Annotated in this window: 8 protein-coding genes; 3 read left to right on the top strand and 5 right to left on the bottom strand. The window is 70.7% G+C overall.

The genetic code is table 11. The features are described 5' to 3' along the window. Positions 1-937 (top strand): hypothetical protein (locus VFK57_07120; protein ID HET7695462.1); only part of this gene is annotated, 937 nt, incomplete at its 5' end. Between the two features lie 10 nt (positions 938-947). After that, entirely contained in the window at positions 948-1,604 is a 657-nt protein-coding gene (locus VFK57_07115) for a hypothetical protein (protein ID HET7695461.1), read from the top strand. Positions 1,605-1,691: 87 nt separating this feature from the next. On the opposite strand, the gene VFK57_07110 is transcribed toward VFK57_07115, so the two are convergent. The 4 genes from VFK57_07110 to VFK57_07095 all read right to left on the bottom strand — a co-directional run bounded on the left by VFK57_07110 (position 1,692) and on the right by VFK57_07095 (position 5,574). Continuing rightward, a complete protein-coding gene (locus VFK57_07110; GenBank protein HET7695460.1) occupies positions 1,692-2,147 on the bottom strand; it encodes a RidA family protein in 456 nt (151 codons plus the stop codon). 91 nt (positions 2,148-2,238) lie between these two features. Next, a complete protein-coding gene (locus VFK57_07105) occupies positions 2,239-2,607 on the bottom strand; it encodes an STAS domain-containing protein (protein HET7695459.1) in 369 nt (122 codons plus the stop codon). Positions 2,608-2,764: 157 nt separating this feature from the next. Continuing rightward, complete coding sequence (locus tag VFK57_07100; GenBank protein HET7695458.1) at positions 2,765-5,410, bottom strand: protein kinase; 2,646 nt, start codon at positions 5,408-5,410, stop codon at positions 2,765-2,767. Beyond that, a complete protein-coding gene (locus VFK57_07095) occupies positions 5,407-5,574 on the bottom strand; it encodes a hypothetical protein (protein ID HET7695457.1) in 168 nt (55 codons plus the stop codon). Before VFK57_07095 ends, VFK57_07100 begins: the two co-directional genes overlap by 4 nt. A gap of 30 nt (positions 5,575-5,604) precedes the next feature. Here VFK57_07095 and VFK57_07090 point away from each other — a divergent pair, with 30 nt between their 5' ends. After that, the gene (locus tag VFK57_07090; protein ID HET7695456.1) at positions 5,605-5,973 is read left to right on the top strand and encodes a TfoX/Sxy family protein; all 369 of its coding nucleotides are present in this window, start codon (positions 5,605-5,607) and stop codon (positions 5,971-5,973) included. A 1-nt stretch (position 5,974) separates the two neighbouring features. Here the strand turns inward: VFK57_07090 and VFK57_07085 are convergent, their stop codons facing one another. Beyond that, a complete protein-coding gene (locus VFK57_07085; protein ID HET7695455.1) occupies positions 5,975-8,839 on the bottom strand; it encodes an insulinase family protein in 2,865 nt (954 codons plus the stop codon). Between the last annotated feature and the right edge of the window lies 1 nt (position 8,840).

Genomic DNA, 8,840 nt, shown 5'->3' with positions numbered 1-8,840 from the left:
GACCCTCGAGGCGCAGGGGGACCGCATCAACGCCGCGCACGCGCGGCAGATCCAGATCCGACGCCTGGTCCTGATCGGACGCCTGCTCGAAGCCGAGCGGGCGGTCACCGCAGTCGAAGCCGCCGATCTGCCTCCGGCGTTGAGGGCCGTTCACGAGCTGTCGATCGCGGGGATCGCGCTGCGGCGGCTCGATACTCGTACCGCCGGCGCGGCGCTCGCCCGGGCTGCCGGCGCCGCCGCGGCGGCGCGGATCCCGGCACTCGCCGCGGAGGTCGACCGCGCATCAGCCGCGCTGAACGCTCCCGCGGCCCGCACGATCCGCGGCGGCCGCGAGACGACTCTCCGGCTGCAGGACGCGGAGGCGGTGCTGGCGTCGGCGGCGCTGATCGTCGACGCGTGCCGCCGCGCGGTGCGGCATCGCGCAACGACGATCTCGCTCGCGTCGCGGCCGGTGCTGTTCGCGACGGTCCGCGCGCTCGGCGAGGCGTGGCCGGACGACGTGCCGCGAGCGACGCTGATCGCGCGTGCCTTCGGCGGCCGGCACGCGGACGAGTCGCATCGCGCGCGGCTGCGCGTCGAAATCGCGCGGCTTCGCCGCGTGCTGCGGCCCGTGGCCGATCTGCGGGCCACGCGGCGCGGGTTCTCGCTGGCGCCGCGGCGCGCCGAAGAGGTCGTCGTGCTCGCCTGGCCGGCCGAGGTCGACGACGATCGCGGGGCGGTGCTCGGGTTCCTGGCCGACGGAGAAGCCTGGTCGAGCTCGTCGCTGGCGCTGGCGCTCGGCACCAGCCAGCGCAGCGTGCAGCGCGCGCTCGACGCGCTCGCGACAGCCGGCAAGGCGCAGGCCTACGGCCGCGGCCGCGCGCGGCGGTGGACCATGCCGCCGCTGCCGGGATTCGCGACGCCGTTGTTACTCCCGCCGCCGCTGCCGCTCGCGTGATGATGCGTGCATGACAACAACACAAGCGGAAATCATTCGTGAGTACGGCCCCTTTCCCGGCATCGAGCACGTGCACGGCGTCAGCTACGACGGACGGCAGGTCTGGATCGCCACCGGCGGCACGCTGCAGGCGCTCGATCCCGACACCGGCAAGACGACGCGCGCGATCGACGCCGCGGCGCACGCCGGCACGGCGTTCGACGGCACGCACCTGTTTCAGGTCGCCGAGGACCGCATCCAGAAGATCGATCCGGCGACCGGCCGCGTGCTGCACACGATTCCGGCGCCTGGCGGGGGCGGCGATTCCGGGCTGGCCTGGGCGGAAGGGACACTGTGGGTGGGACAGTACCGCGATCGAAAGATCCACCAGATCGATCCGGACACCGGCGCCGTCCTGCGCACGATCGAGTCGAATCGTTTCGTGACCGGCGTCACGTGGGTCGACGGCGAGCTGTGGCACGGCACGTGGGAAGGGGAGGAGAGCGAGCTGCGGCGCGTCGATCCGCGCACGGGCGAGGTGCTCGATCGGCTGGCGATGCCGCCGGGCGCCGGCGTGTCGGGCCTCGAGTCGGACGGCGGGGATCGGTTCTTCTGCGGCGGCGGCGCGAGCGGCCGCGTGCGCGCGGTGCGGCGGCCCGCCCGGCGCGGCGCAGCGCCCGATCGGTAATCACGAACGGCCCGGATCAGTGCCACGCTGATCGATGCAGCACCGCCGCCGGTGGCGCAACTGGATGGCGGCGGCGCGCGGATCGACTCAGCGCTTCACCGCGATGCCCTGCACCTCGAACCGCGCGCCGAACAGCAGACCGCCCGATCCGATGAAGGCCCGCGCGGGATACTCGCGGGTGAAGTAGGTGCGGTAGACCTCGTTGAACGCGGCGTAGTGCTTCACGTCCGAACAGAAGATCTGCACCGACACCAGATCGTCCATCGTCATCCCGGCGGACCTGAGGCGGGCCTGCACCTTGTCGAGCACGGCCTTCGCCTCGGCCGCCGGCGCGTCGGGGACCCTGTTGTTGGCATCGGTGCCGAGCTCGCCGGCGAGGTAGAGCGTGCTGCCGACGAACACGCCGCCGCTGAACGGGGCAAGGCTGGCGTCGGCCTTCGTGCGCGGATCGATGTAACGGCGGCCGTCGGCCCCCTGGTAACCGTGCAGGGCGACGGCGAGCAGGCAGAGTGGGAAGGCGGCGGCAAGCGCGTGCTTTTTCATCCGCGGAGTATAGACCCGGCGCAGTGCGCAGTGCGCGGTGCGCGGTGCGCAGTGCGTTTCAGTGCGCAGTGCGTTCAGTGCGCCGTGCTGATCACGATGGGCCGGCCTCGCCGCCGAGATTCAGCAGGGCGTCGTTCTCGTCGTCGAAGATGTCGAAGACGCGGGTCAGCTGGCTGATGCCGAGCACGCGGCGGGCGGCGGGGCTGGGGCTCAGCAGCTTGAACTGGCCGCCGCGGCGGGTGACGTGGCGGAAGATCGCGACCAGCAGGCCGACGCCGCTGCTGTCGAGGTAGGTGACCTCGCGCATGTCGAGCAGGCACAGCCGCGCGCCGTCCGCCACCGCGGCGTTCACCGCCTCGCGCAGGCCGCGCGTCCCCTCCTCGTAGGCCAACTGGCCCGAGATGGTGAACACCGTCACCTGGCCGACGTAGCGCTTGTCCACCTGCAGCACGGGACGCATCTGAATGCCGTAGTTTAGCGCCGTTCGACGCACAGGACGCGCCGGCGCCGGGACGGATCACGCGAACAGTAGACGGCCTGCCCTCAGCGCGGCGGCGGCGTGGGTGCCGGCGCCGGGATCGGGCCGGATCTGCCGGCCGCCGCGGCCGGATGAGGCGTCAGCGGGAGGCGTTGAACAGGAGCGCCGGCCAGTTCACCACGACGCGCAGCGGCTGGTTCGCGGCGAACGAGACCGGCTCGAGCGCGATGAACCGGCCATCGGGGGTGACCTCGTACGCGACCCAGCGCAGCCGGCGCCCGCGCGAGAACAGCGCCCGCGGACGACCGATGCGCAACGGCGGAGCCGTGTCGATCGGCACCGCGTAGACGGTTCCGTCCGGGCTGACGCAGAACAACTCGGTGCCCGCGGCATTCCAATGCGCCTGCGCGCATGCCGTCGTCGACACGATGCGCATCGCACTGCTGTCGGCGAACGGCGCCACGTACACGTCGGGGCGGCCGCCGAGATCGGAGGTGAAGGCGACGAACTTGCCGTCGGGCGAGAAGCGCGCGCTGCTTTCGTCGGCGTCCGATTGCCGGAAGGCGGTCGTGCCGCGGTCGGGCAGCGAAATCGCGATGAGGTCGAAGTTGCCGCGCTGCGTCCGCTGCGAGTAGAGCACCCAGCGGCCATCCGGCGAGACGTCGGGCGCGAACTGCAGTCCGGCGACGTTCGGAACGAGGAACTCCTCGGCGCCCGACGGCGTACGCCGCAGGATCCTGGGCGGGCCGGAGCGCGTCGCCGCGAAGATCAGGGCGCCATCGGGCGCCACCACCGCGTCGATCGCCGCCGCCGGCTCGGTCGTGACCCGAGTGTCGCCGCCACGATCGAGATCCAGCTTCCAGAGATCGACCCGCGAGGTCTTCAGGTCGATCCGGTCGACGTACAGCGCCTGCCCGTCAGGAGAGAGCCGAAGACCGCGCGTGGGCGCGGCGCCGCTCACCTGCGCCAGCTCGCGTCCGGTCCGATCGAAGCTGACGATGCGGGTGAGGTCGGGACCGGAGTGATACACCACCACACCGGTCTGCGACGCGGTGAAATGGGTCAACCCGGTGGCGACGTTGTGATTCACGCTCTCGGCGATGGCGACCGGCTCGCCGGTGAAGCGGCCCGTATCGGCGTCGAAGCGCCGCGCCACCAGCACCGCCTCCTGGCCGTAGATCAGAAAGCCGGGAGCGACGTACTGGGCGTTGCTGCGAACGGCGAGCAGCTCGCGCGAGGACCCGTCGAGCGACGCGAGCATCACCGCGCCCGTGTCGCCGGCCCGCGAAGACAGATACAGAAAGCGCCGGCCGTCGGGAAGAAACGCCGGCCACGGCGTGCGCAACTCCCCTTTTGCCGGATCGGCGTGCAGGACCTCGACCGGCGCCCCGCCGTCGGCCGGCACGCGCATGATGCGCTCGGCCTGGACCGACGTGAAGAGAATCTGGCCGTCCCCCCACGTGCCCGTCAGGCCGATGCTCTGCGGCGCATCGCACAGCGTGACCGGCGTCCCTCCGGCGAGCTCGACGCGTTTCAGCTTGCCGTCGGCGAAGAATCCGAGCGAACGGCCGTCGGGCGACCAGAACATCGATCGCGCCCCTTCGGTGCCGGGAACGACCGTGACGAGCTCGGAGGAGAGCGGACGGATACGGATCGACGGCGGCCCGTCGCCGATCCCGCTCGACATCGCGATTCGCGTCCCGTCCGGGGAAATGGCGAATCCCGTCCGCTCGACGCTGGTCGCGACGTACCCATCCGGCGGGCTCGGCACGATGAATCGCAGCGGCGGCGACGAGCCGGCCGCATCCGGCCCCGCGGCGCCGCGCGCGTACCACGCGTAAGCGATCGCGGCAACGGCGAGCGTGCCCGCGACACCCGCGACGATCCAGGGCAGCAGGCGGGCCGGCGCACTCGCGGGGGGCAGCGCCATCAATCGATCGCGCTCCGGGACGTCGCGCAATTGCAGCGCCACGTCCTGCGCCGATTGCCAGCGGTCTTCAGGATCGCGGCGCAGGCAGCCGCGAATGATCCGATCGAGCGACGGCGACATCGCGGCGGCCGGCGGGTCGCAGGCGAGGATTGCGGCCGCGATGCCCGCGGCGCTCTCGCCGGGAAAGGCGCGACGCCCGGTGGCCATCTCGTAGAGGAGCGCGCCGAACGCGAAGATGTCGCTGCGCGCGTCGGCGTCGCGCCCCTCGATCTGCTCGGGCGCCATGTAAGGCAGCGTGCCGAGCACCATGCCGGCGGCCGACACGTTCACCGTCGCGGTCGAACGCAGCGCGGTTTCCGATTCCAGGAGCCGCGTCTTCGCCAGGCCGAAGTCGAGCAGCTTCACGCCGCTCCGGGTGAGCATGACGTTCCCCGGCTTCAGGTCGCGGTGCACCACGCGTTGACGATGGGCGGCCTCCAGCGCGGAGGCGATCTCGCGGCCGAACCGGACGACCTCGTCGAGCGGCAGGGCCCCGCGGGCGAGCCGCTTCGCGAGCGTCTCTCCTTCGAGGTACTCCATGACCAGGAAGTCGACGGGAGCCGGCGCGCCGCGCAGATGGGCGCTCCCGACGTCGTGCAGCGCGCAGATGTGCGGATGGCTCAGGGAGGCGACGACCCGGCCTTCGCGCTCGAACCGCATGCGCCGGTCCGGATCGCCGGCGCCGGTGTCCGGCAGGATCTTGATGGCGACCGTACGATCGAGCCGCGTGTCGGTGGCGCGATAGACCTCCCCCATGCCGCCGGCACCGAGGAAGCCGACGATCTCGTACGCGTTCAGTCGAGTGCCGGGTTTCAACCGGAGCGATCATAGCCCCAGTCGCCGCCATCCCAACCACGGTCATCCGGCAGAATGGTCGCGAACTCGACCGGCGACTGCCGATCCACCGTCGCGAGCGTCTCGTCGAGCAGCTCGAGCCGCTGGACGGTGGCGGCGAACACGGGGATGATGATCGAGACCACGGATCGGCCGAGGGCAACGAGGGTGCCAGGATGCCAGTGAGCCAGGGATTCACCGACTTCGTCGTCGAGCAGCTGGAAGGATGCGGCGTGATCGGCACGAAGCGGATGTTCGGCGGCGTCGGGATCTATTGCGGCGAGACGTTCTTCGCGCTCATCGACAACGACGTGCTGTACCTGAAAGTGGACGAGGTGAACCGGCCGGACTTCGAGCGGGCCGGCTCCGGCCCGTTCAAGCCGTACGGCGAAGACGGGGAGACGATGCAGTATTACGCCGTCCCGGTGTCGGTGCTCGAGGACGGCGAAGAGCTGGCGAAATGGGGCCGCCGCGCCATCCAGGCGGCGGAGCGGAAGAAGGCGGCGCCGCGGCGCGGCAAACCGGCCGCGCGAAAGCGCCGCTGATCTAGCGTTTGCCGGCGGGCATCAGGGTGACTCGGACGTAATCGCTCGTCTTCAGATACGTCCGCGCCGCATCGCGGATCCGATCGCCGGTCAGCGTCCCGATCAGATCGGTCATCTTGCTGACCGGACCGACGTCGGGCGACCCGCCGTTGGCGAAGTGGCTGGCGATCAGGTTCAGGATGTAGCCGTTCTCCTGAATGTTGTCCTGGTACTCGCGCAGCAGCACGTCGCGGATCCGCCCGAGCCACTCGCGGGAGATGTTGGTGCCCTTGACGTTCTCGATCTCCTCGAACACGCGCGCGACCAGCGCCTGGGTGCGCGCCGGATCGCAGGTCCACTCGATCCGCACGCTGTACTGCGGCTTCGGCAGCTTCTCCGCGCCGGGCGTGGCCGTGATGCTGTAGGTGCCGCCGAGCTCCTGGCGGATCGCGTCGAGCAGCCGCGACTGCAGGAGCAGCGTCATCGTCCGCAGCGCGAGCAGGTTCTGGTCGGTGTAGTCGAACGCTCCGGAGAAGACGATCGCCACCTGGCTCTTCGGCGCAATCCCCATCTCGACCGTCTTCTCGACGATCCCGGCCGGCGGCACGATCCCCGGATCGCGCCAGCTCTGATTGGCATGCGTCGCCGGCAGGCTGGCAAGGTAGGTCTCGACGAGCGGCTTGATGGCGTCGACCGTGAAGCTCCCGACGAACACGAACCGGAAGGCGCTCGCGTCCGCGAACCTCGCCTTGTAGAAGTCCAGCGACTTCGCCAGGTTCCACTGATCCACCGTCGCGGTCGTCTCCGGCTGGCGCCGCGGATGATTGCGGCTGAGCGCGGCGTCGATCGTCTGGTTGAAGACGACGTCGGGACTCGCCGCGCGATTGGCCAGCAGCGCCCGCGCCTGCGAGCGCATCGCGGCGAACGCCGCCTGATCCGCGCGCGGCTGCGTGAAGCGCAGGTAGAGCAGCTGGAACATCGTCTCGAGATCCTGCGGCGTGCTGCCGCCCCCCATGCCCTGCTCGATCTCGCCGATGAAGGCGGTCACGCCGACCGACTTCCCCGTCAGCAGCCGATCCAGCTGCACCGCGCTGAACTTCCCCACCCCGCCGGCAGACACCACGTCGTCGGCGACGCGCGCCGGGACGAAGTCCGCGTCGCTCGCCACCGACGTGCCCCCGGGAGCGGTGGCGCGGAAGAGGATCTGATCCACTCTCAGCGACGTCGGCTTGAGCAGCACGGTGGCGCCGTTCGACAGCGTCCATTCCGTGATGCCGTCGGGACGCGCCGTCGTCTTGACGATCGAGCCGCGCGCGGGCGGCGTCTCCATCAGCGCTTCGCCGGCGCCGGCGTCGACGTAGGGCTCGAGCTTCTTCGACTCCGCCGTCTTCAACACCGCGGCGAGCTGCGCCTGGTCGGGCAGCGTGACGCCGGCCGCCTCCGGCGCCGAGACGATGACGACGCGATTGGTCTCGGGGAACCAGTCGGCGGTGAGCGCGTTGATCTCCTTCAGCGTGACGCCGGGGAGGAAACGGCGATGGAACGCCAGCTCCTGCCAGATCGTCGGCAGCGCCTCCCCCTGCAGGAAGTTGCGGGTGTATTCGTCGGCGCGGCTCTCGGACTCGCGATCGGGACTCTCGGCGACGACGCGTTCGTAGCCGGCCATCCTTTCTTGCTTCGCCCGCGCCAACTCGGTCTCGGTGAACCCGAACAGCGCGACGCGCCGCAGCTCGGTGACGAGCGCCTCCAGCCCCCTGGCGACGCCGTCGTTGGGAACGAGCGCCTGCAGGATCGCCTGGTCCTTCGTGCGCGGCATGCGGAAGAGGCTGCGATCGGCGGCCGCGCGGATGAACGGGGCGTTCTCCTTCTGCGCCAGCTCGTCGAAGCGCTCGCCGAGCATCGCGGCGAACAACTGGTCGAGCATGATCGAGCGATAGCCGCCGACCGTTCCCTGGTTGCGCGCCGGCCGCAGGTTGCTGAACTGGACGGCGGTGGCCGTGGTCTCGCGATCGGCGACGATCGCGTAGCGCGTGCCGGGATGCTCGGGGACGTCGATGACCGGCCGCGGCCGCGCCGGCGACGGGCTGCTCAGCATCGAGAAGCGGTTCGTGATCATCTTCACGACCGCCTCGCGATCGATCTCGCCGGTGACGATGACCGCCATCAGGTCGGGGCGATACCAGTCGCGGTAGAAGCGCATCAGCGTGTCGCGCGACGCCTTCTCGATGACCTCCGGCCTGCCGATCGGGCGGCGATCCGGATAGCGCGATCCCTGGAGCTGGACGCGCAGGATCTTGTCGACGGTGCGCTCGCCGGCGCCGAGGTTCATGCGCCACTCGGAGAGGACGATGCCGCGCTGCCGATCGATGGCGTCCTGATCGAACGTCGCGCCTCCCGCCCAATCGGAGAGCACCAGCAGCGCGCGGTCGAGCGCGCCGGGCACGTCGGTCGGGACGCGCAGGATGTATTGCGTGTCGTCGTAGCTCGTCGCGGCGTTGGCGTCGGCGCCGATGCTCATGCCCAGCGTCTGCAGGAACTGCGTCAGGCTCTGTTTGGGGAAGTTCTTCGTCCCCTCGAACTGCATGTGCTCGACGAAGTGCGCGAGGCCGAGCTGGTCGTCGTCTTCGAGGACGGATCCCGCCTTGACGACGAGCCGCAGCTCCGCGCGCCGGGCCGGCCTCGAGTTCGGCCGCACGTAGTAGCGCAGGCCGTTCGGGAGCGTGCCGAGCGCGACCTCGGGATCCACCGGCATCTGCTGCGTCAGCGCGTACTGGGCAACCGATTCGGCGGTGGTCTCCCGCCCGGCCGGGGCCTGGGCGAACGCGGCCGTCGTGACGAGGACCGAGAGGAGGGTCAGGCGGACGGGCCGGAGGCGCGCGAAGGTCATA

This window comes from Vicinamibacterales bacterium, assembly GCA_035699745.1.
In the GTDB taxonomy this organism is placed as follows: domain Bacteria; phylum Acidobacteriota; class Vicinamibacteria; order Vicinamibacterales; family 2-12-FULL-66-21; genus JAICSD01.
The sequence above is the reverse complement of the archived record's forward strand: the minus strand, read 5'-3'. Positions and strand labels throughout refer to the sequence as shown.

Coding starts and splice junctions, on each gene's coding strand:
- VFK57_07085 (HET7695455.1), bottom strand. CDS start 8,839: ATGACCTTCGCGCGCCTCCGGCCCGTCCGCCTGACCCTCCTCTCGGTC.
- VFK57_07115 (HET7695461.1), top strand. CDS start 948: ATGACAACAACACAAGCGGAAATCATTCGTGAGTACGGCCCCTTTCCC.
- VFK57_07110 (HET7695460.1), bottom strand. CDS start 2,147: ATGAAAAAGCACGCGCTTGCCGCCGCCTTCCCACTCTGCCTGCTCGCC.
- VFK57_07090 (HET7695456.1), top strand. CDS start 5,605: ATGCCAGTGAGCCAGGGATTCACCGACTTCGTCGTCGAGCAGCTGGAA.
- VFK57_07105 (HET7695459.1), bottom strand. CDS start 2,607: ATGCGTCCCGTGCTGCAGGTGGACAAGCGCTACGTCGGCCAGGTGACG.